This window comes from Streptomyces sp. NBC_00341 (genome assembly GCF_041435055.1).
Taxonomy (GTDB): Bacteria; Actinomycetota; Actinomycetes; order Streptomycetales; family Streptomycetaceae; genus Streptomyces.
The window spans coordinates 616,778-643,146 of sequence record NZ_CP108002.1; the positions used below are offsets into that span (position 1 = coordinate 616,778).

27 protein-coding genes are annotated in these 26,369 nt (G+C 70.5%); 14 read left to right on the forward strand and 13 right to left on the reverse strand.

The features are described from left to right. Window positions 1-181: 181 nt before the first annotated feature. A complete protein-coding gene (locus tag OG892_RS02840) occupies window positions 182-904 on the forward strand; it encodes a 1-acyl-sn-glycerol-3-phosphate acyltransferase (protein WP_073736023.1) in 723 nt (240 codons plus the stop codon). 115 nt (window positions 905-1,019) lie between these two features. Here OG892_RS02840 and OG892_RS02845 read toward each other — a convergent pair whose 3' ends face one another. The 3 genes from OG892_RS02845 to OG892_RS02855 are packed head-to-tail and all read right to left on the reverse strand — an operon-like array spanning window position 1,020 to window position 4,269. Then, window positions 1,020-2,099 (reverse strand): low specificity L-threonine aldolase, encoded by a 1,080-nt coding sequence (locus tag OG892_RS02845; RefSeq protein ID WP_371628367.1) that lies wholly within the window; start codon window positions 2,097-2,099, stop codon window positions 1,020-1,022. After that, window positions 2,078-2,845, reverse strand: coding sequence for an SDR family NAD(P)-dependent oxidoreductase (locus OG892_RS02850; protein WP_371631563.1), 768 nt, complete (start codon window positions 2,843-2,845; stop codon window positions 2,078-2,080). The genes OG892_RS02845 and OG892_RS02850 overlap by 22 nt, the downstream gene beginning before the upstream one ends. A gap of 26 nt (window positions 2,846-2,871) precedes the next feature. Beyond that, the gene (locus OG892_RS02855; protein ID WP_371628368.1) at window positions 2,872-4,269 is read right to left on the reverse strand and encodes a DUF6421 family protein; all 1,398 of its coding nucleotides are present in this window, start codon (window positions 4,267-4,269) and stop codon (window positions 2,872-2,874) included. 241 nt (window positions 4,270-4,510) lie between these two features. Between OG892_RS02855 and OG892_RS02860 the strand changes: the two genes are divergently transcribed. Next, entirely contained in the window at window positions 4,511-4,723 is a 213-nt protein-coding gene (locus tag OG892_RS02860; RefSeq protein WP_371628369.1) for a hypothetical protein, read from the forward strand. A gap of 92 nt (window positions 4,724-4,815) precedes the next feature. Next, window positions 4,816-5,499: a glycerophosphodiester phosphodiesterase family protein gene (locus OG892_RS02865; RefSeq protein WP_073736027.1), complete on the forward strand. Its 684-nt coding sequence runs from the start codon at window positions 4,816-4,818 to the stop codon at window positions 5,497-5,499. A 7-nt stretch (window positions 5,500-5,506) separates the two neighbouring features. Here OG892_RS02865 and OG892_RS02870 read toward each other — a convergent pair whose 3' ends face one another. Next, a complete protein-coding gene (locus tag OG892_RS02870) occupies window positions 5,507-6,064 on the reverse strand; it encodes a GNAT family N-acetyltransferase (RefSeq protein ID WP_073736028.1) in 558 nt (185 codons plus the stop codon). Between the two features lie 75 nt (window positions 6,065-6,139). Here OG892_RS02870 and OG892_RS02875 point away from each other — a divergent pair, with 75 nt between their 5' ends. The 7 genes from OG892_RS02875 to OG892_RS02905 all read left to right on the forward strand — a co-directional run bounded on the left by OG892_RS02875 (window position 6,140) and on the right by OG892_RS02905 (window position 10,450). Beyond that, a complete protein-coding gene (locus OG892_RS02875; protein WP_371628370.1) occupies window positions 6,140-6,526 on the forward strand; it encodes a VOC family protein in 387 nt (128 codons plus the stop codon). A 143-nt stretch (window positions 6,527-6,669) separates the two neighbouring features. Further along, window positions 6,670-7,275: a DUF5134 domain-containing protein gene (locus OG892_RS02880; protein ID WP_371628371.1), complete on the forward strand. Its 606-nt coding sequence runs from the start codon at window positions 6,670-6,672 to the stop codon at window positions 7,273-7,275. A gap of 87 nt (window positions 7,276-7,362) precedes the next feature. Further along, the gene (locus OG892_RS02885) at window positions 7,363-8,298 is read left to right on the forward strand and encodes a M56 family metallopeptidase (protein ID WP_073736031.1); all 936 of its coding nucleotides are present in this window, start codon (window positions 7,363-7,365) and stop codon (window positions 8,296-8,298) included. A gap of 119 nt (window positions 8,299-8,417) precedes the next feature. Continuing rightward, entirely contained in the window at window positions 8,418-9,113 is a 696-nt protein-coding gene (locus OG892_RS02890; protein WP_371628372.1) for a phosphatase PAP2 family protein, read from the forward strand. 47 nt (window positions 9,114-9,160) lie between these two features. Beyond that, window positions 9,161-9,862 carry an HAD family hydrolase gene (locus OG892_RS02895; protein WP_371628373.1) on the forward strand — a complete coding sequence of 234 codons (702 nt, stop codon included), beginning with the start codon at window positions 9,161-9,163 and terminating at the stop codon, window positions 9,860-9,862. 70 nt (window positions 9,863-9,932) lie between these two features. Next, entirely contained in the window at window positions 9,933-10,112 is a 180-nt protein-coding gene (locus OG892_RS02900; RefSeq protein ID WP_073736034.1) for a hypothetical protein, read from the forward strand. Between the two features lie 113 nt (window positions 10,113-10,225). After that, window positions 10,226-10,450, forward strand: a complete 225-nt coding sequence (locus tag OG892_RS02905; RefSeq protein ID WP_073736035.1) for a hypothetical protein — start codon at window positions 10,226-10,228, stop codon at window positions 10,448-10,450. Between the two features lie 126 nt (window positions 10,451-10,576). Here OG892_RS02905 and OG892_RS02910 read toward each other — a convergent pair whose 3' ends face one another. Continuing rightward, a complete protein-coding gene (locus OG892_RS02910; protein WP_073736036.1) occupies window positions 10,577-12,067 on the reverse strand; it encodes an LVIVD repeat-containing protein in 1,491 nt (496 codons plus the stop codon). Between the two features lie 175 nt (window positions 12,068-12,242). Here OG892_RS02910 and OG892_RS02915 point away from each other — a divergent pair, with 175 nt between their 5' ends. Both OG892_RS02915 and OG892_RS02920 read left to right on the forward strand, forming a co-directional pair. Continuing rightward, window positions 12,243-12,911 (forward strand): DUF305 domain-containing protein, encoded by a 669-nt coding sequence (locus OG892_RS02915; protein WP_371628374.1) that lies wholly within the window; start codon window positions 12,243-12,245, stop codon window positions 12,909-12,911. Between the two features lie 84 nt (window positions 12,912-12,995). Then, complete coding sequence (locus OG892_RS02920; RefSeq protein ID WP_073736038.1) at window positions 12,996-14,369, forward strand: FAD-dependent oxidoreductase; 1,374 nt, start codon at window positions 12,996-12,998, stop codon at window positions 14,367-14,369. 27 nt (window positions 14,370-14,396) lie between these two features. Here the strand turns inward: OG892_RS02920 and OG892_RS02925 are convergent, their stop codons facing one another. Then, window positions 14,397-14,765, reverse strand: a complete 369-nt coding sequence (locus OG892_RS02925; protein WP_073736039.1) for a helix-turn-helix transcriptional regulator — start codon at window positions 14,763-14,765, stop codon at window positions 14,397-14,399. 152 nt (window positions 14,766-14,917) lie between these two features. Between OG892_RS02925 and OG892_RS02930 the strand changes: the two genes are divergently transcribed. Further along, window positions 14,918-15,877, forward strand: coding sequence for an SDR family NAD(P)-dependent oxidoreductase (locus OG892_RS02930; protein WP_371628375.1), 960 nt, complete (start codon window positions 14,918-14,920; stop codon window positions 15,875-15,877). A gap of 38 nt (window positions 15,878-15,915) precedes the next feature. Here OG892_RS02930 and OG892_RS02935 read toward each other — a convergent pair whose 3' ends face one another. Both OG892_RS02935 and OG892_RS02940 read right to left on the reverse strand, forming a co-directional pair. Next, on the reverse strand, window positions 15,916-16,314 hold the full coding sequence (locus OG892_RS02935) for a hypothetical protein (RefSeq protein WP_242436694.1): 399 nt from the start codon (window positions 16,312-16,314) through the stop codon (window positions 15,916-15,918). An 82-nt stretch (window positions 16,315-16,396) separates the two neighbouring features. Next, entirely contained in the window at window positions 16,397-16,813 is a 417-nt protein-coding gene (locus OG892_RS02940; RefSeq protein WP_073736291.1) for a thioesterase family protein, read from the reverse strand. 285 nt (window positions 16,814-17,098) lie between these two features. Here OG892_RS02940 and OG892_RS02945 point away from each other — a divergent pair, with 285 nt between their 5' ends. After that, window positions 17,099-20,119, forward strand: coding sequence for a carbohydrate binding domain-containing protein (locus tag OG892_RS02945; protein WP_371628376.1), 3,021 nt, complete (start codon window positions 17,099-17,101; stop codon window positions 20,117-20,119). Between the two features lie 67 nt (window positions 20,120-20,186). On the opposite strand, the gene OG892_RS02950 is transcribed toward OG892_RS02945, so the two are convergent. From OG892_RS02950 to OG892_RS02970, 5 genes are all read right to left on the reverse strand, one after another. Continuing rightward, complete coding sequence (locus OG892_RS02950; RefSeq protein WP_371628377.1) at window positions 20,187-21,254, reverse strand: aldose epimerase family protein; 1,068 nt, start codon at window positions 21,252-21,254, stop codon at window positions 20,187-20,189. Between the two features lie 38 nt (window positions 21,255-21,292). Further along, window positions 21,293-22,315, reverse strand: coding sequence for a LacI family DNA-binding transcriptional regulator (locus OG892_RS02955; protein ID WP_327335449.1), 1,023 nt, complete (start codon window positions 22,313-22,315; stop codon window positions 21,293-21,295). Window positions 22,316-22,413: 98 nt separating this feature from the next. Next, the gene (locus OG892_RS02960; protein WP_328868008.1) at window positions 22,414-23,475 is read right to left on the reverse strand and encodes an ABC transporter permease; all 1,062 of its coding nucleotides are present in this window, start codon (window positions 23,473-23,475) and stop codon (window positions 22,414-22,416) included. Continuing rightward, on the reverse strand, window positions 23,472-24,446 hold the full coding sequence (locus OG892_RS02965) for an ABC transporter permease (RefSeq protein ID WP_311307244.1): 975 nt from the start codon (window positions 24,444-24,446) through the stop codon (window positions 23,472-23,474). Before OG892_RS02965 ends, OG892_RS02960 begins: the two co-directional genes overlap by 4 nt. Next, on the reverse strand, window positions 24,443-26,182 hold the full coding sequence (locus OG892_RS02970) for a sugar ABC transporter ATP-binding protein (protein WP_328868007.1): 1,740 nt from the start codon (window positions 26,180-26,182) through the stop codon (window positions 24,443-24,445). Before OG892_RS02970 ends, OG892_RS02965 begins: the two co-directional genes overlap by 4 nt. Window positions 26,183-26,369: the final 187 nt, after the last annotated feature.

A 26,369-nucleotide genomic window follows, 5' to 3' on the forward strand; every position in this document is an offset into this window, starting at 1 on the left:
CACCCCCGGCCGCCTGGACATTCCCGGCCGTTCCACGTGACGAGAATCTCGCGCCCCGCGCCCGCCGAGACTGGCCACCGCGACGCGCATGGGGCACGATCGGCCCAATGCCGAAAACCTACGGCTGCGTAACTTCCGCCGGGAGAACCCTCCCCAGGCGCTGAAGAAGGGTTTCCCCCAGATGGCAGAACTCGTCTATCGGCCGGTCATCGGCGCCGCTCGTACGTTTTTCAAGGCGCTCGACCTGAAGATCGACACCCAGGGTTCGGAGCACATCCCGAAGACTGGTGGCGCGGTTCTGGTCAGCAACCACATCAGCTATCTGGACTTCATCTTCACGGGGCTCACGACGCTGCCGCAGAAGCGGCTCGTCCGCTTCATGGCGAAGGAATCGGTGTTCCGGCACAAGATCTCCGGACCACTGATGCGCGGCATGAAGCACATTCCCGTCGACCGCAAGCAGGGCGAGGACGCCTACGCGCACGCCCTCGCCTCACTGCGCTCCGGCGAGATCGTCGGTGTGTTCCCCGAGGCGACGATCTCGGAGTCCTTCACGCTGAAGAACTTCAAGTCGGGTGCCGCGAGGCTGGCCCAGGAAGCCGGGGTGCCGCTGATCCCGATGGCGCTGTGGGGAACGCAGCGGCTGTGGACCAAGGGCCGCCCGCGCAACTTCAGGCGCAGCCACATCCCCGTGACGCTCCGCGTCGGCGAGCCGATGGAGGCCCCCACCGACCAGTACGCGGGCGCGATCACCCGCCGGCTGCGGGAGCGCGTGCAGGAGCTGCTCGAAGCCGCCCAGCGCGCCTACCCGGTGCGCCCGAGGGACGCGAACGACACCTGGTGGGTGCCCGCGCATCTGGGCGGCACGGCCCCGACACCCGCCGAGGTCCGCGAGCGGGGCTGACGCGGGCCGGAGTGACGTTTCACCGGAGTGACGTTTCAGCTGTGGCCCTGAACCGGTATGCGCCCGACCGGGAATCAATAGATCTCCGGTCGGGCGCATAGTTATGCAGTGATTGCTAGGCCGCCATCTCTTCCTTCAGCGCGAGGACGAAGGCGTCGACATCGTCCTCCGTGGTGTCGAAGGCGCACATCCAGCGCACGTCCCCGGCCTTCTCGTCCCAGAAATAGAAGCGGAACCGCTTCTGCAGCCGCTCGCTCACCGCGTGCGGCAGCCGGGCGAAGACGGCGTTGGCCTGGACCGGGTAGAGGATCTCCACACCGCCCACCGCACGGACCCCCTCGGCCAGCCGCTGGGCCATCGCGTTGGCGTGCCGGGCATTGCGCAGCCAGAGGTCACCGGCGAGCAGCGCCTCCAGCTGCACCGAGACGAAGCGCATCTTGGAGGCGAGCTGCATCGAGAGCTTGCGCAGGTGCTTCATGGCGCGGACGGCGTCGGGGTTGAGGACCACGACCGCCTCACCGAAGATGGCGCCGTTCTTCGTGCCGCCAAAGGAGAGCACATCGACGCCGACGGCGTTGGTGAAGGTGCGCATCGGCACGTCCAGGGAGGCCGCGGCATTGGCTATCCGCGCCCCGTCGAGGTGGACCTTCATGCCGTGCTCGTGGGCGTGCTCGCAGATGGCGCGGATCTCACCGGGCGTGTAGACGGTGCCGAGCTCGGTGTTCTGGGTGATCGAGACGGCCTGCGGCATGGCGCGGTGCTCGTCGTCCCAGCCGTACGCCTGGCGGTCGATGAGCTCGGGCGTGAGCTTGCCGTCCTCGGTGGGCACCGTGAGCAGCTTGAGGCCGCCGACCCGTTCGGGCGCGCCGCCCTCGTCCACGTTGATGTGCGCGGACTCGGCGCAGATGACCGCACCCCAGCGGTCGGTCATCGCCTGGAGCGAGACCACGTTGGCGCCGGTGCCGTTGAACACCGGAAAGGCTTCGGCGGTGGGGCCGAAGTGGCTGTGCATGACGCGCTGGAGGTGACCGGTGTAGTCGTCCTCGCCGTAGGCGATCTGGTGGCCGCCGTTGGCGAGGGCGAGGGCCGCGAGGATCTCCGGATGGGTCCCCGCGTAGTTGTCACTGGCGAAGCCGCGTACCTGCGGGTCGTGATGACGACGCGCGTCGGTCCTTAGGGTTGCGGGGTCAGCCACAGGCGCTTTCCGTTCACTTCCGGGGCGGGCCGGTCCCAGACGCCGGCGATGGCATCGGCCAGGTCCTTGACGTCGGTGAAGCCCGCAAACTTCGCATTCGGGCGCTCGGCGCGCATGGCGTCGTGCACCAGTGCCTTCACGACCAGGATCGCAGCCGCGCTGTGCGTCCCGTCCTCGCCCCCCGCCTTGCGGAAGGCGTCCGCGAGCGCGAGGGTCCAGGCCTCGGCCGCGGCCTTCGACGCGGCGTACGCGGCGTTGCCCGCGGTGGGGTTGCTCGCGCCGGCCGCGCTGATCAGCAGGTAGCGGCCGCGGTCGCTGCGCTGGAGGCCCTCCTGGAACGCGAGCGAAGTGCTCTGGACGGTGCGGATCAGCAGTTTCTCCAGCAGCGTCCAGTCGGCCAGGTCGGTGTCGGCGAACGTCGAGCTGCCGCGCCAGCCGCCCACCAGGTGGACCAGGCCGTCGATCCTGCCGAACTCCTTCTCCGTCCGGTCCGCCCACTCCCGGGCCGCTCCCAGGTCGAGCAGATCCACGGTGTCGCCGGTGACTGTCGCGCCGCCGTGGGCGTAGCGGGCCGCGTCCACGGCCTCCGCGAGGCGGGTGGCGTTCGCGTCGGAGGCGACGACGACCGCTCCCGCCTCGGCGAGCCGGAGCAGCGTGGCCCGGCCGGCCGGACCCGCCGCTCCCGCCACGGCGACCACAGCCCCTTCGAGCGCACCGCTCCCGCTGCCCTTGCCGTTTCCGTTCATGGCCACCGCCTCCTCGCTCCGTGTGCTCACGCGGCCGCCTGCCCGGCGTCCGCGGCGGTGATGCCCTTGGTCGAGGCGATCACGTTCTTCAGCTTCTTGGAGAGCGCCTCATAGAACATGCTCAGGGGAAACTCGTCCGGAAGCACGTCGTCGACGAGTTTGCGGGGCGGCTGGGAGAGGTCCAGGGCGTCCGGACCCTTGGCCCAGCGGGAGCCGGGGTGCGGCGCCAGATAGCTCGCGACCAGGTCGTACGCGGCGAACCAGTGGACGAGCTTCGGGCGGTCGATGCCGTCTCGGTAGAGCTTCTCGATCTCGCCGCAGAGCTGGTTGGTGATCTGCGGAGCCAGCTCCCAGTCGATCTTCAGGGTGTTGTCGGTCCAGCGCACGACATCGTGCTTGTGGAGGTACGCGAAGAGGAGCTGGCCGCCGAGACCGTCGTAGTTGCGTACGCGCTCGCCGGTGACCGGGAAGCGGAACATCCGGTCGAACAGCACGGCGTACTGCACGTCGCGGCCCTGACCGAAGCCGTCGGCCTCCAGCTTCACGGCCTCCCGGAAGGCGGTGAGGTCGCAGCGCAGCTCTTCGAGGCCGTACATCCAGAACGGCTGGCGCTGCTTGATCATGAACGGGTCGAACGGCAGGTCACCGTGGCTGTGGGTGCGGTCGTGGACCATGTCCCAGAGGACGAAGGCCTGCTCGCAGCGCCGCTGGTCGCCCACCATCTCGCGGATGTCGTCGGGCAGCTCGACGCCGAGGAGCTCGACGGACGCCTCGGTGACCCGGCGGAAACGGGCGGCCTCACGGTCGCAGAAGATGCCGCCCCAGCTGAAGCGCTCGGGGGCCTCACGCACCGCGATCGTCTCCGGGAAGAGCACCGCGGAGTTGGTGTCGTAGCCGGAGGTGAAGTCCTCGAAGGTGATCCCGCAGAACAGCGGGTTGTCGTAGCGGGTCGCCTCCAGGTCCGCGAGCCACTCGGGCCAGACCATCCGGAGCACGACCGCTTCGAGGTTGCGGTCGGGGTTGCCGTTCTGCGTGTACATCGCGAAGACGACCAGGTGCTGCAGGCCGTCGGCGCGCTCCTTGGCAGGCTGGAAGGCGAGCAGCGAGTCGAGGAAGTCGGGGATGCCGAAGCCGTCGGACGCCCAGCGGCGCAGGTCCGCGACGAGGGCCCGTTGGTACGCGGCGTCGTGGGGAAGCAGCGGGGAGAGCTGTTCGACAGCGGCGGTCACCCGCTCCAGGGCCGCCCCGGCGGCGGCGGGGGAAGGCGCGTCCTCGGCCCCGAAGTCGATGGATCCGTCCTTCGACTGCCAGGGGCGGATCTCCTCCACGGCATTCTTGAGCGCAGGCCAGGCCGGGTGATCGATCACCCGCTGGGCAGCAGTTATGCCGTCGGCCGCTACGTCGTGCACAAGAATTTCCGTCATAACACTTCCTCCACGGGAGAACCTCGCGTCAAGTAACCGTATCCGTGTGCGGTTCCCCGAGACAAGTGGAACTCTGGAAATTATCCTGTCCGACCCCATGGTCACCGCGTTTTTTCCTGCCACATGGCAGTGCGGCGACCTCTTCGTTGCGCCGGTGGCCATGAGGGGCGGCCCGGCGGAGCCGGGGCTCCGTCGCCGTCGTGCGACTGCCCGGGCAACCCCGTGCGGGACACGCCCACGCATGAGTGACGCAGTTCGCGAAGCACGCGCCGCGGCCGATAGGACGGACGGCGTCAGCTCTTCCCGTGCCACTCCGGAGAACCACCGCGTGAGCATCCGTGCCGTCCTGATCGCCGCAGTCATCACCGGATTCCTGCTCGGTGCAGCCGAGGTCCAGGGGCACGGCGCCCCGCTCCCCCGCCCGGCCGCCCCGCTCGCCGCGACGGGGTACTGAGAGCCGGATCGGGGTCATGCCGCAGCACAGTGTGGGTAGTGGGTAGGAGCAGAACACGGGGAGACGCCGTCGAAATCGGAAGCGAGAGTGCCTTGTCTTTTCTCACCATCGGTCACCGCGGTGTGATGGGTGTCGAACCGGAGAACACCCTGCGTTCGTTCGTCCACGCCGAGCAGGCCGGGATGGACCTCATCGAACTGGATCTTCACCTGAGCAAGGACGGCGCTCTCGCCGTCATGCACGACGCCGACGTGGACCGTACGACCGACGGCAAGGGCCCGATCGCGGAGAAGACCCTGGCGGAGCTGCGCGAACTCGACGCCGGCCTGGGCGAACGGGTCCCGGTCTTCGAGGAGGTCCTCGACGCGGTGGGGTCCGCGATGCAGGCGGAGATCAAGGACGTGGCCGCCGCCCGCACCCTGGCCGAGGTGATGCGGCGGCGCGAACTCGTCGACCGGGTCGAGGTGATCTCGTTCCACGACGAGGCGATCGCCGAGATCGCGCAGTTGGTGCCGGGCGTGCGGACGGCACTCGTCGCCAGCCGCTGGGGCAAGGACCTGGTGGACCGCGCGAAGGCGGTGGGCGCCACCCGGCTGGTGCTCAACGTCCGGCGCATCACCCTGGAGCTGGTCGAGAAGGCGCACGCCGAGGGGCTGACCGTGGTCGGCTGGGTGGTCAACACCCAGGACCATCTGCGGCTCGCGCGCGGGCTCGGGCTCGACGGCGTAACGACCGACTTCCCGGAGATCCGCCGCGCGGGACGCTTCACCGCATAGCCGGTGGTCAGCCGGCCGGCAGCTCCTTCACCAGCAGTTCGAAGGCGAGATCGTCGCGCTGCGGGATGCCGAAGCGCTCATCGCCGTACGGGAAGGGGCTCATCTTTCCCGTACGGCGGTAGCCGCGGCGCTCGTACCAGGCGATCAGGTCCTCCCGGACCGATATCACGGTCATCTGCATCTCCCGCACCCCCCAGCTCTCCCGGACGGTGCGCTCGGCCTCGGCGATGATCACCTTGCCCAGGCCGCCGCCCTGGAGCGAGGGGCGGACCGCGAACATCCCGAAGTAGGCGGCCTCTCCCCGGTGCTCCAGCTGGCAGCAGGCGACCGGCGCGCCGTCGCGCTCCACCACGAGCAGCCTGCTGCGGGGGTCCTCCACCACCGCGCGGACCCCCTCCGGGTCGGTCCGCTGCCCCTTCAGGATGTCCGCCTCCGTGGTCCAGCCCGCACGGCTGGAGTCACCGCGGTAGGCGGCCTGTATGAGCTCCACGAGTGCGGGCACATCCGCGTCGGTCGCGTCGCGGAAGGTCAGCTCTCCCGAGTCCCGGGGCGGTGCGGTGTCCATGAGGGGTCTCTCCGATTCTCTGTGTGGCCGTGCCGCAGCAGCGTAGCTCTCCGGTACCGGCCTACGCTGCGGAGCATGGTTCATGTGCTGAGCAGCCGGATCCTGTTGCGTCCCACGGATCCCGAACGGTCACGTGTCTTCTACGGGGAGGCCCTCGGTCTGCCCGTCTACCGGGAGTTCGGTACCGGTCCCGAGCGGGGGACGGTCTACTTCCTGGGCGGCGGCTTCCTGGAGGTGTCCGGCCGAGGCGACACGCCACCGGCCCCCGGGCTGCTGCTGTGGCTCCAGGTGGCCGATGTGCGAGCGGCGTACGAGGAGCTGTCGGGCCGGGGTGTGGAGGTGTTGCGGGCGCCGAGGCGTGAGCCCTGGGGGCTCGACGAGATGTGGATCTCCGATCCGGACGGGGTCCGGATCGCCGTCGTCGAGGTGCCGGGGGACCATCCGCTGCGGTTCAGGCCCTGACGCCCGGGACCGCTCGCACCAGGCGCATCCGCAACACACCACCGCCGTGCGCTCCCCCAGTACCCCCGTGCGCCGCGTACAGGCGTCCGCCCCGGGGCATCGACTAGGCGACGGCGATGTCGTTCGCCCGGGGGAGGTCTGCTGTGCATGGACCGGCGATGTCCGGCTGGCTGCTGATGGCGTTGTGCGCGCTGACGGGCGGGTACTGCCTGCTGCGTACCCGCGCCGGTACCGGCGAGGAGCGCAGAACTGCGCGCGCGGAGGCGCTGATGGGCTTCGGCATGGCCGCGATGGCGGTGCCCGCCGCCGTCGTCGCCCCGCCCGCGTGGGCATGGGCCGTATACGCGGCTCTGTTCGGTGTCGCCGCCTTGCGCGCACTCTGGTTCTCCCGCCGCAGCGGTCACCATCTGCATCATCTGGTCGGTTCGTCGGCGATGGTCTACATGGCCGTCGCCATGGCGGGTCCGGGGGCGGCGGCCCATGGCGGTCACGGATCGCACACCATGGCCGCGGCCGGAGGCGTCCCGCTGATGACCGGGCTGCTTCTCGTCTACTACGCGGCCTACGTGCTGCGTGCGGGCGCCCGGCTGATCCCGGTGGCCGCGACGGCGACCGGTGGCGGGGTCGTGGCCGGTGGGACGGTGGCCGCAGGACCGGCACCGGGGGGCTGGGCGGGCGGGCCTGAGCTGGCCCTGGCCTGCCGTCTGACCATGGGGATATCCATGTTCGCGATGCTTCTCACCCTGTGAGACAGCGAGCCCGGCAAACCGTGGCGTACGTCACTTGCCGAGCGCAGCCATACCCGTGTGCGCCGTGCCCCTCATAGGGTGACGCCCATGTTGGTCTCCCTCGCGCTGCTGCTGCTCGGTGCACTGGCCGCCGTCGTGACCCCGCGGCTGATGGCGCGGGCCGAATGGCCGGAGCGCGAGCCCGTCGTGGCGCTGTGGGTGTGGCAGTGCGTGGTGGCCGGCGTGCTGCTCTCCTTCGCCCTGTCCATGACGTTCAGCGCCGCCGCGGCCTGGCAGGCGGTACGCGGCCATGTCTTCGCGCCCGCGCCGCACGCCGTGGTCGAGGCCTACGCCCTCGCGGCGTACGGGCCCTGGTCGGCCGTGATGGCCGTGCTGCTGGCACTGGGCGGGGTGTGGACGGCCGCGATGCTGACCCGCGAGATCCGCCGGGCGCGGCTGCGGCGCAGGCAGCGGCGCGCCGAACTCCTGGTGCGTTCCCCGCTGATGCCCGGCGAGGAGCCCGGCGCCGAACGGCTGGTGGTGCTGGAGGGGGAGCGCCCCGACGCCTGGTGGCTGCCCGGTGCGGCGCCCCAACTGGTCATCACCACCGCGGCACTGGGAAGGCTGAAGGGCCGTCAGCTCGATGCGGTGCTCGCCCATGAGCAGGGCCACGCGAAGGCGCGCCACGACTGGCTGCTGAACTGCTCCGGCGCGCTGGCGTCCGGTTTCCCGCAGGTGCCGGTGTTCGCGGCGTTCCGCGGTGAGATGCACCGGCTCGTCGAACTGGCCGCCGACGATGTGGCGTCCCGCCGCTTCGGCCGGCTGACGACCGCTCTGGCGCTGGTCGAACTCAACGAGGACCGGGGCGTGTTCGGACCGACCCCGACACCGGACGCGCAGGTGCCGCTCCGGGTCGACCGGCTGCTGGCACCCGCAGGGCGGCTCACCGCGGGCCGTCGGCTGCGGCTCACCGCGGCGGCCGCGCTCGTCCCGGCGATTCCCCTGTTGGTCGCACTCGTGCCGGCGATCAGCGCGCTGGGCTAGCGCACCACCCCGGCCCACGGGACACGCTCAAAGCCGGATCACGCCCTCCGGGCCAGGACACGCTCGGGCCGGGGTAACGCGAATGGCCCGGTACGCCTCACGTCGGAGAGGATCCCTCCATGCTCTCCTCCCCGCCGCTCTCCCGTCCGGACCGCATCCGCACCTCCCGGCAGGCCCTGCGGACCGGGACGGTCTGTGCGGCCCTCTCCCTGGCACTGCTGGTCCTGGTGGCCGCGCGGTGGTCCCCGCTGATGAGCCTGGACCGCACGGTCGTCGACGCTCTCCACCGGCGGGCGGTGACGGAGCCCGGCCTCGTCCACGTCAACCGGGTGTTGACGGACTGGCTGTGGGATCCCTGGACGATGCGCGCGCTGATCGCCGTCGCCGTGGTGGCCCTGTGGTGGCGCGGCGCCCGGTTGCTCGCGATCTGGGTTGCCGCGAGCAGCGTGCTCTCCAGCCTGGTCCAGCAGGGGATCAAGGCGGCTGTGGACCGGGAGCGGCCTCAGTGGCCCGACCCTGTGGACTCCGCCCACTACGCGGCGTTCCCCTCCGGACACGCGATGACCGCCATGGTGAGCTGCGGGCTGCTGCTGTGGCTGCTGCGCCGGCACGGCACCGGCCCACGGATGTGGCGGGCGGCCCTGGTGGCGGCGGGGGTCTCGGTGCTCGGGGTCGGTGTCACCCGGCTCTACCTGGGGGTGCACTGGCCCTCCGATGTGCTGGGCGGGTGGCTGCTGGGGGCCGCGCTGGTCGCGTTCGCGGTGGCCGGGTTCGAACGGTACGAGGCCCGTGAACAGTCTTCGGACGACGTCTGAACAGGCATCCTTGCGGCGTCGTCGGCGTATCGGCAAGGATCGGAGGCATGCCGATCAAGGGTGTGCTCTTCGATTTCTCCGGGACGCTGTTCCGGATCGAGTCCGTCCGGTCCTGGCTCGCCGCCGCGCTCGCCGAGCGGGAGGTGAGCGTGGACGAGGCCGCCTTCGAGCGGTACGTCCGGGAGCTGGAGGCCGCCGGCGCGCTGCCGGGCGGGCCCGCTCCGCAGCGGGTACCGGAAGACCTGGCGCAGCTCTGGGCCACCCGTGACGAGAGCGTGGACCGGCACCGGGCCGCCTACACCGGGCTGGCCCGCCAGGTCGCGCTGCCGGATCCCGGGCTGTACGACGCGCTGTACGAACGGCACCGGAGCCCGGAGGCCTGGTGCCCGTATCCGGACGCGGCCGAGGTGCTGGGCGCGCTGGCCGCGGGTGGCGTCCGGATCGGCGTGGTGAGCAACATCGGCTGGGACCTGCGGCCGGTCTTCCGGGCACACGGCCTGGACGCCTTCGTGGACGCGTATGTGCTGTCCTTCGAGCACGGCGTCCAGAAGCCGGACGCACAGCTCTTCCACACGGCCTGCACACTTCTCGGACAGCATCCGACGGATGTGGTGATGGTCGGTGACGACCGGCACGCGGACGCCGGGGCCGCCGCGGTGGGCTGCGAGGTGCGGTTCGTGGAGCACGCACCGCTGGCCGAGCGGCCGCACGGACTGCTGGAGCTGGGATTGGCGCCCGGGGTTGCCTGAGGAACATGTGAGAGATGTCCCTTGCGCCCAATGGGTCTGATAGTCACATCGGGGCCTTAGCCTGGTAGGTATGTCCCCGACTCCGTGCCCGTCCGGCTCAGTGCGTTCCGCCGCAGTGGTGAATGAAGACATTCGCCGGCTGTGGCAGCGCTCGGGCGGACGTCTGTCGCCGGAGGACGAGGAGGAGTACCAGCGGCTGCTGGTCGAGTGGGCCGCGGCCACGGGCGGCGGCAACCGGTCCGCGGCCTGAGCGCCGCCCGCCCGGCATCCCCGTCCATCCTCCGCGCGCCTCCCTGGTACGCCCCCTGCGCCGGGTTTCCGGTTCACGGTGCGGCGGCCTCCGGCGCGTCGCACCCTGGAGGCATGACACCTCCCCCGATCGTGATCTTCCGCCCGTCGCCCTCAGGCGGGCGACGCGTCACCGTGCAGCGCGACGGGCGGGTCCAGATACTCGGCCTCGCGCACTCCGACCACGATGTGATCGTGTTCCTGGAGGGCGCGGGGCTCGACGACCCCGAGCGGATTCTGGACAGCCCCGAGTGGGTCGAGTGGCGGGGCGGCCGGGCGCACCGGTACGAGGCGGCCTGAGAGAGCCGGTTCCGGCGGCCCCCCGCGTCGCGGGAACCGCCGGGTCCCGCCGGGTGAGGCACCCGGCGGGACCCTATGGCGGTGACGCGCGGGCCTGCCCGCCCCGACAGCGGACCGGCCACCGGCTCAGCGGTCGAAGTAGTCCGGCTGCGTCTGGACGTTGAGCTCGTCCGTCCGCACCCGCTTCGCCGGATCGGTACGCCGGTCGTCGATCCTCAGGACGTCGAAGCCCTTGTCGATGTCGTTGGAGTAGATGTAGCCGTTGTAGTAGTACGCCGACCACGGGCCGGCCGTGGTGACCTCGTCCAAGGTGACCGGACCGCGCTCGAAGTAGCCGATCTCCTTCGGCTTCGACGAGTCGGTGAAGTCCCAGATGGAGACTCCGCCCTGGTACCACGCCTGGACCATCAGGTCGCGGCCCTTGACCGGAATGATCGACCCGTTGTGTGCGACACAGACCTCGGTGTCTGCCTGCGGGCGGTCGATCTTGAAGTAGCTGCGGAAGACCAGCTTGCGGTGGTCGCCCTTGCCGACGATGTCGTAGATGCCGTCGGCGCCGCGCTTGGGGCCGATCTCCTTGTTGCAGGTGGCGGCGCCGCCGCCGCCGAGCTCATCGGTGAAGACGACCTTGTCCGCGCGCTGGTTGAACGTCGCCGAGTGCCAGAAGGCGAAGTTCACGTTGTCCTGCACCCGGTCGATGATCCGCGGGTTCTCCGGGTCCTTGATGGAGAACAGCAGTCCGTCGCCCATGCACGCGCCGGCGGCCAGGTCCTTGGAGGGCAGCACGGTGATGTCGTGACAGCCGGTGGTCTTGGACACACCCGGGTTGGCGGGCGCGCCCGGGTTCCCGCCGTCCGGGAAGAGCACCGGGAAGTTCACGATGCGGGACTTCTCCGGTGCCTGGCGCGGCACCTTGATGACGGAGATACCGTCGTGCGGCGGCTGGCAGTCGGGGAACGTCTCGCTCGGCGAGTACGAGGAGACGTACACGTATACGTTCTTGCGCTCGGGGACGATGGTGTGGGTGTGCGATCCGCAGGCGGTCTCGACGGCGGCGACGTACTTCGGATTGCGCTTGTCGCTGATGTCGAAGACCTTCATGCCCTCCCAGGAGGACTTCTCCGTGGCGGGCTGGGTCGTGCTCGCACACGAGTTGTCGCTGCGCGAGGAGTCCGTCGACAGGAACAGCAGGTTCCCGGAGACGGAGATGTCGTTCTGCGATCCTGGGCACAGGACCTGGGCGACCGTCCTCGGCGACTTCGGATTGCTGATGTCGAAGATCCTGAAGCCGTCGTAGTTCCCGGCGAAGGCGTACTTGCCCTGGAAGGCCAGGTCCGTGTTCAGCCCCTGGAGCGCGTCCTTCGGGACGTTGGCGAGATGGGTGATGTTGCGGCTGTGGATGATCTCGTCCACGCCGGGTATCTCACCGCTTCTGATCGCGGCGGTCGCCTCCGCCTCCTGACTCGTGGAGACCTCGGCCGGGGTCGCGGCCGAGTCTCCGGGGTCGGGGGTGGCGGCCGCGGGTCCGGCCATCAGCAGAGTGGCGAAGAGCCCGGCGGCGGCAGCCGCCACGCCCAGACGTCTGCGCCGCACCGGGGTGGTGTGCAACGGGGTCACTGCGTCCTCCCATGGATCCGAATGTGGTTGACCGGTTCACGGACTCCGGCAGTATCGTCCTTGCCATGGACATCCCAACAGATGGCAACAGGAACGTAATGAAAGTTTCTGAGCGCACCTGTGCGTTGACGTGCTAGTACAGAGCGCAACCAGCCATATATCAACGGAGGTCGCTTTGTTGATTCGTCGTCAGGTCCGGCGGCTCCGCGGACTCGCACTCGCCGTCACCGTGACCGCTGTCGCGCTCACCTCGGCCGGCTGCGACGGAGGAGGCGACAACGGCCCCAAGGACCGTGCGGCCGGAGGCGGTTCGGTTGTCGCACCCGGAAAGCCGGGTGAGCCCGCGCGTACGCTCTCCGCCTCCCAGGCCGCGAAGGCCGCCGCAGGCGTGGACACCCCCAACTCGGCGGACGTCCGCTACGTACGCATGATGATCGAGCACCATGCCCAGGCGCTGGTGCTGACCCGGCTGGCGCCCGCCCGCTCCGGCTCGGACGCCGTCAAGCGGGTCGCCGAACGCATCACCGCCGCCCAGCAGCCGGAGATCGGTGCGATGAAGGGCTGGCTCAGCCGCCACGGCCGGACGGAGGAGGCCGACGGCCACGACCACGGCGCCATGCCCGGCATGGCCACCGACGCCCAGCTGGATCAGCTCCGGGCCGCGAAGGGCAAGGCCTTCGACCAGCTGTTCCTCAAGCTCATGATCACCCACCACCAGGGTGCGGTCACCATGGCGACAGAGGCGCTCTCGGAGGGAAACAACATCCAGGTCGAGGAGATGGCCGACGACGTCGTCGCCCAGCAGACCACCGAGATCAGCCGGATGCGGGCCCTGTCCTCCTGACGGAACACGGAACACCCCGCGCGCCTCTCCCCCGCCGGGTCCGCCGGTGCGATGCTGGAGGCACCCTCCGGGAAGAGGTGCGCCGTGCAACGCGTCGCCGTCGTCGGCTCCGGCCCCAGCGGGATCTACGCCGCCCAGGCCCTGGTGACCCACCCGCTGCTGCCCGATGTGCGGGTGCACGTCCTGGATCGGCTGCCCTGCCCGTACGGCCTGGTGCGGTACGGCGTCGCCCCGGACCACGAGAAGATCAAGTCGCTCCAGCAGAGCCTGCGGGCCGTCCTGGAACACGACCGGGTCACGTTCGTCGGCAATGTCCCGGTGGGCGGGGACGGGGTGCCGCCCGGACGGCTCGGACAGCTGTACCAGGCGGTGGTCTACTGCGTCGGGGCGGCCACGGACCGCTCGCTGGGCATCCCCGGGGAGGAGCTGCCCGGCAGCCACTCCGCGACCGACTTCGTCTCCTGGTACAGCGCACACCCCGATGCCGCCGCCCGCCGTTTCGCGCTCCGGGCCCGTTCGGCCGTGGTGATCGGGGTCGGCAATGTCGCCGTCGACGTGGCGCGGATTCTCGCGCGGGGCGCGGAGGAGCTCCGGCCGACCGATGTGCCGGAGCACGCGCTCGGCGCCCTGGCCGGCAGCCGGGTCCGCGCGATCCACCTGACCGGCAGACGGGGCCCCTCCCAGGCCCGGTTCACCACCAAGGAGCTCCGGGAACTGGGCGGGCTCCCCGGGGCGCGGATCGCCGTGGACCCGGCGGAGCTCGTCCGGGACCCGGCGTACGCCGGTACGGCACCGGGCTCGCCGCCGCTCCCCGCGATGGTGCGCCGGAACCTCGACGTGCTGCGCGGCTGGGCCACGGACGCCCCGGCCGCCGGGCCGCCACCGCCCCGGACCATCGGGCTGCGGTTCTACCTCCGCCCCGTCGAGCTGCTCGAGCGCCGGGGGCGGGTGTCGGGCGTGCGGTTCGCCCGAACGGAACCGGACGGCGGCGGCGGTGTGCGCGACACCGGTACGTTCGAGGAGATCGAGGCCCAACTCGTACTGCGGGCGGTCGGCTACCGGGGGCTGCCGCTGCCCGGCCTGCCCTTCGACCCGGTGCGCGGGACGGTGCCCCACCTGGCCGGACGGGTGCTGCGGGACGGGGTCCCCTCGCCCGGGGAGTACGTCGCGGGGTGGATCAAGCGGGGCCCGACCGGGGTGATCGGGTCGAACCGTTCGTGCGCCAAGGAAACGGTCGCCTCGCTGGCCGAGGACGCCCCGCTGCTCGCCGGCCGCCGATGGGCCCCGGATCCGGTGGCCGCGTTGCGGGCGTACGGGCTGCGGCCGGTGGAGTGGGACGGCTGGCTGTCGATCGAGCGGGCAGAGGCGGCCCTGGGGCGGTCGCTCGGCCGGGGGCCGGTGAAGATCCCGGACTGGCCGGGACTGCTGGACGCAGCGCGGGGAGACGGCCCCGCGTAGGGGCGCGCACGGCGGTGGTGCGGGTCCTCAGCCCTCGCCGAGCCGCTCCGCCTGCCGGTGCGCCGCTTCCAGCACCCGGTCCAGCAGTCCGGGGAACAGCGCCTCCAGGTCCGCTCGGCGCAGCCCGTTCATCTTGGCGGTGCCCCGGTAGATCTGCTGGACGACGCCGCTCTCGCGCAGCACCCGGAAGTGGTGGGTAGTGGTCGACTTGGTCACCGGAAGGTCGAACCGGGAACAGGTGAGTTCCTCTTCGGCGGCGGCCAGTTCGCGCACCACGCACAGCCGCACCGGGTCCGAGAGCGCGTGCAGCACCGCCTCGATCCTGATGTCCTCACGCGCCGGGTGGGCCAGCGTGCGCGCGCCGACGGCCGGCCTTGTGGCACTGGCAGGGGTCACGGTGGCTCCACATCGTCGCTTCGTCCGGGGCTCCCATAATACGAGATCTGTCGTAGCTTGAGGCCGATCTCGCAAGGACGCGGGCAATGTGCCTTGCCGACGAGGGCGATGTGCCTTGACCTGGAGTGCGGTCCAGGTCCTAGCGTCGGGGGATGATCACGAAGCAGCTCAGGATCGGCACCGGATTCGGTGCCGACAGCACGGCCGACGACGTTCTCGCCGGGATCGATCTGACCGGCACGACTGCCCTGGTCACCGGCGGGTACTCCGGCCTCGGGCTGGAGACCACCCGCGCTCTCGCCCGCGCGGGAGCGCACGTCGTCGTCCCCGCCCGCCGGCTCGCGACCGCCGAACGCGCTCTGCGCGCCATCCCCGGCACGGAGGTGCACGCACTCGATCTGGCGGATCCGGAGAGTATCGGGGCCTTCGGTGAACGCTTCCTGGACACCGGCCGCTCCCTGGACATCCTCATCAACGGCGCGGGCGTGATGGCCTGCCCGGAAACACGTACCGGCCCCGGCTGGGAGGCGCACTTCGCGGTCAACCACCTCGGCCACTTCGCGCTCGTCCACCACCTCCGGCCGGCCCTGGCCGCGGCCTCCGGAGGGTCACGGGTGGTGTCCGTGGCCTCGTCCGGTCACTTCCTGTCCGGCATCCGCTGGGACGACATCCACTTCCGCACCGGGTACGACCGCTGGCTGGCCTACGCCCAGTCCAAGACGGCCAACGCCCTCTTCGCCCGGCACCTCGACAGCCTCGGCTCCGACCTGGGCCTGCGGGCCTTCTCCGTACACCCCGGCAGCATCCTCACCCCGTTGCAGCGTCACATCCCTCGCGAGGAGTGGCTCGCGCAGGGCTGGGTGACCCCGGACGGGAGGCCGGCCGCGGGCTTCAAGTCCCCGGAGCAGGGCGCGGCGACGGCTGTATGGGCGGCGACGTCACCGCTGCTGGAGGGCCACGGGGGCGTCTACTGCCAGGACTGCGACATCGCGGAACCGGCTGCCACAAATGACATGCTCGTCGGCGGGGTCAAGCCCTGGGCCACAGACCCCGAGGCGGCGTCCCGGCTCTGGGAACTCTCCGCCGGACTCACCGGGCTTGACGCGTTCTGACCGCGAGCGCGGGTGAGCCGTGGTCCGGTGACGGCGGGTCAGGGCAGGTAAGGCCAGACGCTGACGCGGTCCCGGCCGACGTGCACCTCGATCCATGACCCGTCGGCGCCGTCCGGGGGCCGCGGCCCCGCGAGGTCGAACAGGATGAGCGCGCCGCCCATGTCCAGGACGGCCACGCTGTCCTCGGTGAGGCTGAGCCGGCCACGGAAGACGACGCTGCCGGCGTCCTGCGACAGCTTGGGCGTGGGAGAGGCCGCAGGCCGCGTGTTGGCGGCCCAGGTGATGTCCTCTTCGACGGTCCACTCGACATGGTGTTCGGCGCCCGGCCCGTCCGGAGGGCCCTGCCAGTGCACCACGGCGGTTCCCACCGCGCAGTGGACCCGGACCACCGCGGGCGTCGAAGGGGACTGCCGCACCGTCTCTGTTCTGACCAACACGCGGCCATCCTCCCGGACGGCCTTCGCCTTGGGACGGCTCTGCCGATAAAGCCCTCGTTCGGGTCCGCGATGTGCGTGTGTGTCAGCCGCTCAGCAGCTCCGGGTCCTTGGCGAGCGAGGCGAGGCGACCTCCCGGGTCGGGGACCAGCCTGCGGGTCGACAGGTCGAGGATCCCCGCGACGCCGGTGATCTCCGCCGCCACCGAGCCGTCCTCCTTGAGGATCTGCTGCGCCATCGTGAAGGTCTTGCCCTTCCCGTAGTCGAACCGGCAGGACACCCGTACCCGCTCACCGCCGCGCAGTTCCTTGCGGAACTTCACCGTGACCTCCAGCGCCACCGGCCCCACGCCGTCGGCCAGCAGTTTCTCCTGGGGCAGCCCGGCGGCGCGCAGCAGCTCCCAGCGCGCGTGCTCGGCGTACTGGAGATAGACGGCCTGGTTCAGATGGCCCTGGGTGTCGAGTTCGTAGCCCCGCACCGTGACGTCAACAAAGAAGGTCATGGACGCCACAACGGCCCGGCGCATTCCGGCATTCCCGGGAGGGGCACCGTGGGGCCCCGCACAACGGGCGGTGCCGCAGCCCTTTACGCGCCTGTCATGCCCAGGTAACTTCCTGACCGCAAAAGATTGCAGCAAAATTCAGACAGCTCTTGCTGTCGGGATGCACTGCTCGCCAGGACCCCGAGGCGCGTCCGGGTTCTCCGGCGGGACCCGCAGGTGCTCGACGAGCACCCCGCTGTCGGCCGTGGCGGCCCCGGTGGCCGTCGCACTCCCCTGGAGAGACGAATGAAACGCTCCCCCCATCCACGGTTCAGACGCCTCCTGGCAGCGGCGGCGGCCGCGGCCGGGCTGCTGAGTCTGCTCACCGCCGTACCGGACCCGGCGGACACCTCGTCAGCCCTGCCCGTGGCGGCCGCCGAGAACACGGCGACGGTCTTCTACTACACCAAGACCCGTGACTGGTCCGCGTACAACCTTCACTACGCGCCCGACGGCGGCTCCTGGACGGCCGTGCCCGGCGTGCGCATGGAGGCCGCGTGCACGGACTGGGTCAAGAAGACCGTTCCGCTGGGCAGTTCGGCAGGGCTGGCCGCCACCTTCACCGACGGGTCGGGGGTCTGGGACAACAACTCCGGGAAGAACTACGCGCTGGGGACCGGCGCCATCACCGTCAAGGACGGAGTGGTGGCGCACAGCGACCCGTGTGCCGGAACCGGGACCGGCCCGGACCCTTCGCCTGGTACCGGGAACAACTCGACGGTGTACTACTCGACCACGACCGTCGGCTGGAGCACCACCAACCTGCACTACCGGCCCACCGGCGGCTCCTGGACCCCCGTGCCGGGTGTCGGCATGGAGCCGGCCTGTACCGGCTGGGTGAAGCGGTCGGTCGACCTCGGCACCGCGACGGAGATGCAGGCCGCGTTCAACAACGGCAACGGGGTCTGGGACAACAACAACGGCGGCGACTACCGCCTCCCCTCGGGCGTTTCCACGGTCAAGGACCGGAAGGTCACCAAGGACGCCCCGGACCCGTGCGCCGCCGAACCGGCGGACACCGAGGCACCCACCGTCCCGACCGCCGTGAAGGCCGACGCCGACGGGGTGTCGGTCGTCCTCACCTGGGAACCGTCCAGCGACAACCGGGGAGTGACGAAGTACCAGGTCACCCGCACGGGCGGCAGCAAGGGCACGAGGGTGAGCGACGTCGGCTCGACCGTCTTCTCCGACGCAGGCCTGGAGGAGAAGACGGCGTACAGCTACACCGTCAGGGCGGTCGACGCCGCGGGCAACACCTCGGCGGCCTCGACCGCCGCCAAGGCGACCACAGGGACCAGACCGGCGGCTCCGGCCCCCGGCAAGCCGCTGGGCACCGATCCGCGCAAGGACCCGATCTACTTCGTCCTCACCGCCCGCTTCGACGACGGGGACACGAGCAACAACAGAGGCGGCAGCCAGGACGTGAAGTCCGGCAACGCGGCCAACAACGACCCCATGTTCCGGGGTGACTTCAAGGGTCTGGTCAACAAGCTCGACTACGTCAAGGGGCTCGGGTTCTCCGCGATCTGGATCACTCCGGTGGTGCTGAACCGGTCCGACTACGACTACCACGGCTATCACGGCTACGACTTCTACAAGGTCGACGGCCGCCTCGAATCTGCGGGCGCCTCGTACCAGGACCTGATCAACGCCGCGCACGCCAAGGGCATGAAGATCTACCAGGACGTCGTCTACAACCACTCCTCGCGCTGGGGCGCCAAGGGCCTGTACACCCCGACCGTCTACGGCGTCCGCGACGACGAGTGGAGCTGGTACTACGACGAGAAGAGCGAGGGCTTCGAGTACGACGGAGTGAGCGTAGAGACGAAGTCCGGGAAGTCGTACTACAACGGCGATCTGTGGTCCACCGCGGAACCCTCGGGCAACACCTGCCTCAACTGGGGCAAGCCCACCGGATCCACCTCGGTCGAGGGCTACCGGATCTACAACTGCCAGTGGCCCAACCCGACTTCCGGCATGTTCCCGAAGACCTACTACCACAACTGCTGGCTGGGGAACTGGGAGGGCGAGGACTCGCGCTCCTGCTGGCTGCACGAGGACCTGGCCGACTTCAACACCGAGTCGGCCCCCGTCCAGAACTACCTGATCGGGGCGTACGACAAGTACATCGACATGGGCGTCGACGGATTCCGCATCGACACCGCCGTGCACATCCCGCGCACCACCTGGAACCGCCGTTTCCTGCCGGCGATCCAGGAGCGCGTCACCCAGCAGTTCGGCGCGGAGGCGGCGAAGAACTTCTTCGTGTTCGGTGAGGTGGGCGCGTTCGTCAACGACAAGTGGAACCGGGGCTCGGTCAACCACTCCGCACAGTTCTACACCTGGAAGGAGCGCAAGGAGTACGACGCCGACGACACCAAGGCCGCGCTGGAGATGTACGACTACGAGGAGAAGCTCGGCACCGGAGCGCAGCCGACGTCCAGCAACGCCTTCCTGGACGGGAACGCCTATCACGCGCCCGACCACAGCGAGTTCTCCGGCATGAACGTCATCGACATGCGGATGCACATGAACTTCGGTGACGCCAACAACGCGTACAACAACGGCAAGGACTCGGACGACAGTTACAACGACGCCACGTACAACGTCGTCTACGTGGACAGTCACGACTACGGCCCGAACAAGAGCAGTGAGCGCTATGCGGGCGGCACGGATGCCTGGGCCGAGAACATGGCTCTGATGTGGACGTTCCGCGGCATCCCGACCCTGTACTACGGGTCGGAGATCGAGTTCCAGGCCGGCAAGAAGATCGACTGCGGGCCCAGCTGTCCGCTGGCGACCACCGGCCGCGCCTATTACGGCGACCACCTCGCGGGCACGGTCGAGGCGTCGGACTTCGGCCAGGTGTCTTCTGCCACCGGCGAGGTCGCGAACACCCTGAGCAAGCCGCTGGTCAAGCACGTGCAGCGGCTCAACGAGATCCGCCGCGCGGTCCCTGCCCTGCAGATGGGCCAGTACTCCACCGAGGGCATCACCGGCGCGATGGCGTACAAGCGGCGCTACACGGATGCCGCGAGCGGAGTGGACAGCTTCGCGCTGGTGACGGTCACCGGCGCGGCCACGTACCGCGGGATCCCCAACGGCAGCTACAAGGACGCCGTCACCGGTGACACCCAGGTGGTGGCGGACGGCAGGCTGAGCGTGGCGGCCCCCGGCAAGGGCAACCTGCGGGTCTACGTCCTGGACCTCGGCGGCAGCAACGCCGCACCGGGGAAGGTCGGTTCGGCGGGTCCGTACCTGAAGTAGCGCGGCACGCCAGGAGGCCCGGCCCGCGGAGGGTGCGACATCCGCGGGCCGGGCCGATTCACGGGACCTAACCAGCGGCGAGGTGCGGGAACCTGAGCTCGGTCCAGCTGTGGAAGACCTCGTCCGGGCGCAGCACGGTGCCGGGGTGGTCCGGTCGGTTGGGTGAGTCGGGCAGGTGCTGGGTCTCCAGGCAGACGGCACTGTGGCGGTCGTGGCGGCCGCCGCCGAGGGCGTCGAGGGTGCCGTCGAGCTGGTTGGCGGTGTAGACCTGGATGCCGGGTTCGGTGGTCCACACCTCCATGATCCGTCCGCCCCCGGGGGCGGTGAGGCGGGCGGCGCGGTTAAGACCGGTGTTGCGGTCCCGGATGATCCAGCAGTGGTCGAAGCCGCCCGCTCTGCGCAGCTGTTCGTCGGGGAGCGCGATCCGGTCGCCGACGGTGCGCGGGGTGGTGAGGTCGAACGGGGTGGCGCGCACCGGCGCGGCCGGGCCCTCGGGGATGCCGTCCTCGTCGACGGGGAGGTAGCTGTCGGCGAACACCTGGAGGGTGTGGCCGAGGATGTCTCCCTTCGCGGCGAGGTCGAAGTAGGCGTGGTTGGTGAGGTTGACGACGGTGGGGCGGTCCGTTGTCGCGGTGTAGCCGAGGGTGAGGGTGCCCGCCCTGTTGAGGATGTAGGTGACGGTGACGTCCAGCGCGCCGGGAAATCCCATGTCGCCGTCGGGGCTGTGCAGGGTGAGCCGGAGCCTCGCGGCCACGTCGGTGGCCTCCCCGTCTGCCTGCCAGACGCGGGTGTGGAAGCCCTCTGGCCCGCCGTGCAGGGCGTGTCCCCGGTCGGTGGCGGGAATCTGGTGGGCCACCCCGTCGAGGGTGAAGCGGCCGTGCGCGATGCGGTTGGCGAAGCGGCCGATGAGGGCGCCGAAGAACGGGTTGCCGCCCGTGTAGTCGGCCAGGCCCGGCAGCGACCGGACGACCGACGCAGGGGCTCCCCCGGTGTCCGGCACGGTGAGACGGTGCAGGATGCCGCCGTAGGTGAGGATCTCGGCGCGGACTCCGCCGCCGGAGTCGAGCGTCCAGACATCGACGTCCGTGTTGCCATGGGCGCCGAACGGTTTGCGGTTCACGGTGGGGCGAGGCATCAGAGGTCCTTGCGAGGAGCGGACGGCCGGGACGGGTCCTACGATCCGGCCGGCCGGGGGACGGTGGACTCCCGGACGATGAGCCGGTAGCCGGGCCGGGGGCGCCGGGGGGCGGGCGAGGCGTCGCCGGCGAGCCGTTCCACGAGGCTGTCGACGGCGAGCCGGGCGATGGCCTCCTTGTCCGGGGCGACCGTGGTCAGCGTGGTGGCTCCGTAGAGGCTCTCCTCGATGTCGTCGAATCCGACGACGGCGACGTCCTCCGGGATGCGCAGACCGCGTTCGGAGAGGGTGCGCATCGCGCCGATGGCGATGAGGTCGTTGTACGCGAACACGGCGTCGGGCTGTTCCCCCCGGTCCAGGAGCGCGGCCATCCCGGTGGCGCCGTCCTCGCGGCCGTAGCCGTCGGTGACCACGACGAGTGACTCGTCGGGGGTGATGCCCGCCGCGGCGAGCTCCTCCCGCCAGCCGCGCAGCCGGAGGTGGGCCGGCTGCCGTTCGCGGCCGGTGCGTGAGCCGAGGAAGGCGATCCGCCGGTTGCCCTGGTCGATGAGGTGGCGTACGGCCTCGCGGGAGGCGGCCACGTTGTCGATGGCGATGTGGTCGTAGGGCGCCTCGTACTCGCGCTCGCCCAGCAGCACCAGCGGGGCGGTCTCGGCCCGCGCCATCAGGTCCTCGGTCTCCAGGTGGATGGGGCTGAGGATGAGGCCGTCGATCACATGGGACCGGAAGCCCTGGCTGACCAGGAGTTCCTTCTCCCTCAGCCCGCCGGTGTGGTCGACCAGCACGGTGTAGTCGTGCCGGGCGGCGGCGTCGACGACCTCTCCGGCCAGCTCCCCGAAGTAGGGGTTGCCGAACTCGGGGACGGCGAGCGCGATGATGCCCGTGCGGCCCTTGCGCAGGTGCCGTGCGGTGAGGTTCGGCCGGTAGCCGAGCTCGTCGATGGCCTGCTGCACCTTGGCGCGCATCTTCGGTGTGACGTGCTGGTAGTTGTTCACCACGTTCGACACGGTCTTGATGGATACGCCCGCCCGTTGCGCAACGTCCTTGAGGCTGACGCCCACGGCACTCCCTGGATCGACTTGACGCGCGTTGAAGCGCGGTGGCCCGGCTCCGCCGGTTCGGCTCGGCCTGTGCCGGGGCCCCGGGCCCCGGCACAGGTTCAAGTGGTTCTGCGGCTGCGCGCCAGATAGCGCTGGGCCACGACGACAACGATAAGGAACCCTCCGCTGACCACCGACTGGTACGAGGAGTTCAGCGAGCCGATCTGGTTGATCAGGTTCTGGATGACGGCGAGCAGCAGTACGCCCCAGAGCGTTCCGCTGATCGATCCGGCGCCGCCGATCAGGAGCGTGCCGCCGATGACGACGGCGGAGATCGCGTCGAGCTCCATGCCCACGCCGACGATGGTGACCCCGGACGACAGCCTGGCCGCGTTGAGCGCGCCGGCGAGTCCGGCGAGCAGTCCGCTGAGTGTGTAGACCAGCATCTTGGTACGGGCCACGGGCAGGCCCATCAGGGTGGCCGCGTCACTGCTGCCGCCGACGGCGAAGAGCGTCTGCCCGAACGAGGTGCGCTGGAGGAGGAGACCGCCGACGCCGAAGAGCACCAGGGCGATCAGGATCGGGTAGCCGAAGCCCCGGACGCTCCCCTGCCCGAGCTCGGCGAAGGCGGAGCCCTTGGGGATCAGGTAGGTGGTGGCGCCCTCGTCGGTGATGGCGAGGAGGATGCCCCGGGCCCCCAGCAGAGTGGCGAGGGTGACGATGAAGGGGGCCATTCCGGCGCGGGCGACCAGGAAGCCGTTGAGCAGCCCGACGGCGCCGCACGCCACGAGTGGCACGAGCAGTGCGGCCAGGAAGCCCCACTGGGAGGCCCAGGCGGCGAGGACGCCGCCCAGCGCGAAGACCGATCCGACGGACAGGTCGATGCCGCCGGTGATGATGACCATGGTCATGCCGAGGGCGACCACCGCCAGGAACGACGCCTGGACGGTCACGCCGCGGGCGTTGTCCAGGGTGGCGAACGTCGGGTAGATGAACGACGCGACGATCACGACCGTGAGCAGGACCGCGAGCACGCCCTGGCGCTGGAGGAGCTCGGCGAGCCGCTGTCCGAGCGGGGGCGGTGCGCCGGTCACGGGGCGGGGCGCCCCGCCGCCTGCCGCTGCGGGGGTCTTGCGCGGTGCGGGGGCCTGGGCCACCGGTGCGGGTGAGGTTTCGTTCATCGGGACCGACGCTCCCGGGCGACGTAGACGGCGGCGATGATGATGGCCGCCTGGGCGATCTGTGCGGTGGAGTCGGGCAGGTCGTGCTTGACGAGCGTGGCGCGCAGCAGCTGCATCAGCAGGGCGCCCGCGACCGTGCCGAGCACCCGGACGGAGCCGCCGTTGAGCGGGGTGCCGCCGACCACGACGGCCGTGATGGCGGAGAGCTCCATGAGGGAGCCGAGCGAGGAGGGGTCGCTGGCGGTGAGCCTGGCGGTGGCGAGGATGCCGGCCAGTGCCGCCAGCACCCCGCAGAGCACGTACACGCCGATCAGTACGCGGCGCACGGGCAGTCCGGCGAGCGAGGCCGCGGACCGGTTGCCGCCGATGGCGACGATCTGGCGGCCGAAGGTGGTGCGCTGGACGAGGAAGGCTACGGCGGCCGCGAGGACCGCGGCGATGAGGACGACCAGCGGGATACCCAGGAAGGATCCGGTGCCGAGCGAGAGCAGGTCGGGGTTGACGATCTGCTTGAGCTGGCCGTCCGCGATGACCAGGGCCAGTCCCCGGCCGCCGACGAACAGGGCGAGGGTGGCGACGATCGGCTGGAGCCCGACGAGGGAGACCAGCGTGCCGTTGACCGCTCCCACGAGCGCACCGGCCAGCAGCGCCATCACCAGCGCGGGCACCAGCCCGTAGCCGAGGTAGAGCGGCAGGAGGGCCGCGGCCACCGCCATGGTCGAGCCGACGGAGAGGTCGACGCCCTCGGTGCCGATCACCAGGGCCATGCCCAGGGCGACGATGACGATGGGTGCGACCTGGACGAGCTGGGTGCGGAGGTTGTCCGCGGTCATGAAGTGCTCGGTGAACAGGGCGTTGAAGAGGAGCACCACCGCGACGGCGAGGTACACCCCGTATTCCTGGTACCAGGCGGGGTCGCGCAGCCGCGCCCACGGGCGGGCGGCTGGGGTGGAGAGTGTGGCCTGGGTCATCGGGGGTCCTCCTGAGCGGCCGGGGCCTTCCCTGCGGGCGCCGGTGAGTGGTCGGCGAGCACTTCGAGCAGATGGCTCTCGGCCACCTCGTCGCCCGCCAGTTCGCCCGCGACCGCGCCGCCGCGCAGGACGACGATGCGGTCGGCGCCCTCGATGAGTTCCTCGATGTCGGAGGAGATGAGCAGGACGGCGAGGCCCTCGCGGGCGAGGTCGTCGATGAGGCTCTGGACCTCGGCCTTGGCGCCGACGTCGATGCCCCGGGTGGGCTCGTCGAGCAGCAGCACCTTGGGTTCCAGGCAGAGCCAGCGGGCGAGCAGTACCTTCTGCTGGTTGCCGCCGGAGAGCTCGCCGACCTTCTGTTCGGGGCTCGCCGCCTTGATCCGCAGCCGCTTCATGAAGATCTCGACGATGCGGTCCTGCTTGGCGCGCGAGACGACGCCTGCGCGGGAGAGGCGCGGCATCGCGGCCAGCACGATGTTCTCGCGCACCGAGAGTCCGGGGACGATGCCCTCTGCCTTGCGGTCCTCGGGGAGCAGGCTGATGCCGGCGCGGATGGCGCCGGCGGAGGTGAGCCGGCGCAGGGTGCGTCCGCCGATCCCGATCTCACCGGAGTCCAGGTTCAGCGCACCGGCCAGGGCCTTGGCGGTCTCGCTGCGGCCGGAGCCGAGGAGTCCGCCGAGGCCGAGCACCTCACCGGCGTACAACGACAGTGATATGTCGTGGAGTTGGTGGTTGCGGGAGAGGCCGGAGGCGGTGAGTACCGGGGTGCGCGAGGCGTCGTGGCCCTCGGAGCCGAAGCTGGTGACGCCGGAGCGGCGGACCTCTGCCATGTCGCGGCCGAGCATCATCGAGACGAGCTGCATGCGGTCGAGGTCCGCCAGGTCGCCGGTGTGGATGTGGCGGCCGTCGCGGAGCACCGTGACGCGGTCGCAGATCCGGTAGAGCTCGTCCATCCGGTGGCTGACGTAGAGCACCGCGATCCCGCGTGCGCGCAGGTCCTCGATGACCCGGAAGAGGGTCTCGACCTCGCGCGGCTCCAGCGAGGAGGTGGGTTCGTCCATGATGACGACCTGGGCGTTGACCGAGACGGCGCGGGCCAGCGCGACCATCTGCTGGGTGCCGATGCCCAGGGTGTGCAAGGGCCGCTTGGGGTCGACGCGGACGCCGAAGCCGTCGAGCAGTTCGCTGGTCTCGCGGTTCATCCGGGAGAAGTCGATCAGGCCGAAACGGTTCTTCGGCTCTCGCCCGAGGAAGATGTTGCGCGCCACGCTCATCAGCGGGACGAGGTTCACCTCCTGGTAGATCGTGGAGATGCCCGCCTGCTGAGCCTCGAACGGGCGGCCGAAGGCGACCTGTTCTCCGGTCAGCCGCAGCTCGCCCTCGTCCGGCTGGTACACCCCGGTCAACACCTTGATCAGGGTGGACTTTCCGGCTCCGTTCTCCCCCACCAGTGCGTGGGTCTCCCCGGGGCGCAGGGAGAAGGAGACGCCGTCCAGGGCTACGACGCCCGGGAATCGCTTGCTCACCGAGCGCGCTTCGAGAACGGCCGGGGCGGAGCCGTCCTGCGCGCCCGCGCCGTTGGCGCTCTCCGGGCCGGTGGCGGCCTTCGTGCCGGTCGCCTCCTTCACGAGGGCGTCGGGCCCGGTCGCCTCCTTCACGGGGGCGCCGGATGTGGTCGGCTCCTCCGCGTCGGCGGCCGGCTCCGGCGGCTGCGGTACTGCTTCGGGTGGTGCCATGGCTGGTCTTGGCCTTCCGCTCTTCCAAGGGTGTGGGCCCGGTGGCCGCCGTGACGGGTGGGAGCGTCACGGCGGCGGTGCGACGTCGAGGGGCGGTGCGGGCCGGGCGGGACGCGTACGGATCGGTACGCGTCCGGCCCCGGCCCGGCGGACTCCCCCGCGGGTACTACGGGCAGGTGGGGCGGGT

Bases quoted from the DNA above. Each gene is read 5' to 3' on its own strand.
- OG892_RS02840 (WP_073736023.1), top strand. From the start codon at position 182: ATGGCAGAACTCGTCTATCGGCCGGTCATCGGCGCCGCTCGTACGTTT.
- OG892_RS02850 (WP_371631563.1), bottom strand. From the start codon at position 2,845: ATGAACGGAAACGGCAAGGGCAGCGGGAGCGGTGCGCTCGAAGGGGCT.
- OG892_RS02855 (WP_371628368.1), bottom strand. From the start codon at position 4,269: ATGACGGAAATTCTTGTGCACGACGTAGCGGCCGACGGCATAACTGCT.
- OG892_RS02860 (WP_371628369.1), top strand. From the start codon at position 4,511: ATGAGTGACGCAGTTCGCGAAGCACGCGCCGCGGCCGATAGGACGGAC.
- OG892_RS02870 (WP_073736028.1), bottom strand. From the start codon at position 6,064: ATGGACACCGCACCGCCCCGGGACTCGGGAGAGCTGACCTTCCGCGAC.
- OG892_RS02875 (WP_371628370.1), top strand. From the start codon at position 6,140: ATGGTTCATGTGCTGAGCAGCCGGATCCTGTTGCGTCCCACGGATCCC.
- OG892_RS02885 (WP_073736031.1), top strand. From the start codon at position 7,363: ATGTTGGTCTCCCTCGCGCTGCTGCTGCTCGGTGCACTGGCCGCCGTC.
- OG892_RS02890 (WP_371628372.1), top strand. From the start codon at position 8,418: ATGCTCTCCTCCCCGCCGCTCTCCCGTCCGGACCGCATCCGCACCTCC.
- OG892_RS02895 (WP_371628373.1), top strand. From the start codon at position 9,161: ATGCCGATCAAGGGTGTGCTCTTCGATTTCTCCGGGACGCTGTTCCGG.
- OG892_RS02900 (WP_073736034.1), top strand. From the start codon at position 9,933: ATGTCCCCGACTCCGTGCCCGTCCGGCTCAGTGCGTTCCGCCGCAGTG.
- OG892_RS02905 (WP_073736035.1), top strand. From the start codon at position 10,226: ATGACACCTCCCCCGATCGTGATCTTCCGCCCGTCGCCCTCAGGCGGG.
- OG892_RS02930 (WP_371628375.1), top strand. From the start codon at position 14,918: ATGATCACGAAGCAGCTCAGGATCGGCACCGGATTCGGTGCCGACAGC.
- OG892_RS02940 (WP_073736291.1), bottom strand. From the start codon at position 16,813: ATGACCTTCTTTGTTGACGTCACGGTGCGGGGCTACGAACTCGACACC.
- OG892_RS02945 (WP_371628376.1), top strand. From the start codon at position 17,099: ATGAAACGCTCCCCCCATCCACGGTTCAGACGCCTCCTGGCAGCGGCG.
- OG892_RS02950 (WP_371628377.1), bottom strand. From the start codon at position 21,254: ATGCCTCGCCCCACCGTGAACCGCAAACCGTTCGGCGCCCATGGCAAC.
- OG892_RS02960 (WP_328868008.1), bottom strand. From the start codon at position 23,475: ATGAACGAAACCTCACCCGCACCGGTGGCCCAGGCCCCCGCACCGCGC.
- OG892_RS02965 (WP_311307244.1), bottom strand. From the start codon at position 24,446: ATGACCCAGGCCACACTCTCCACCCCAGCCGCCCGCCCGTGGGCGCGG.
- OG892_RS02970 (WP_328868007.1), bottom strand. From the start codon at position 26,182: ATGGCACCACCCGAAGCAGTACCGCAGCCGCCGGAGCCGGCCGCCGAC.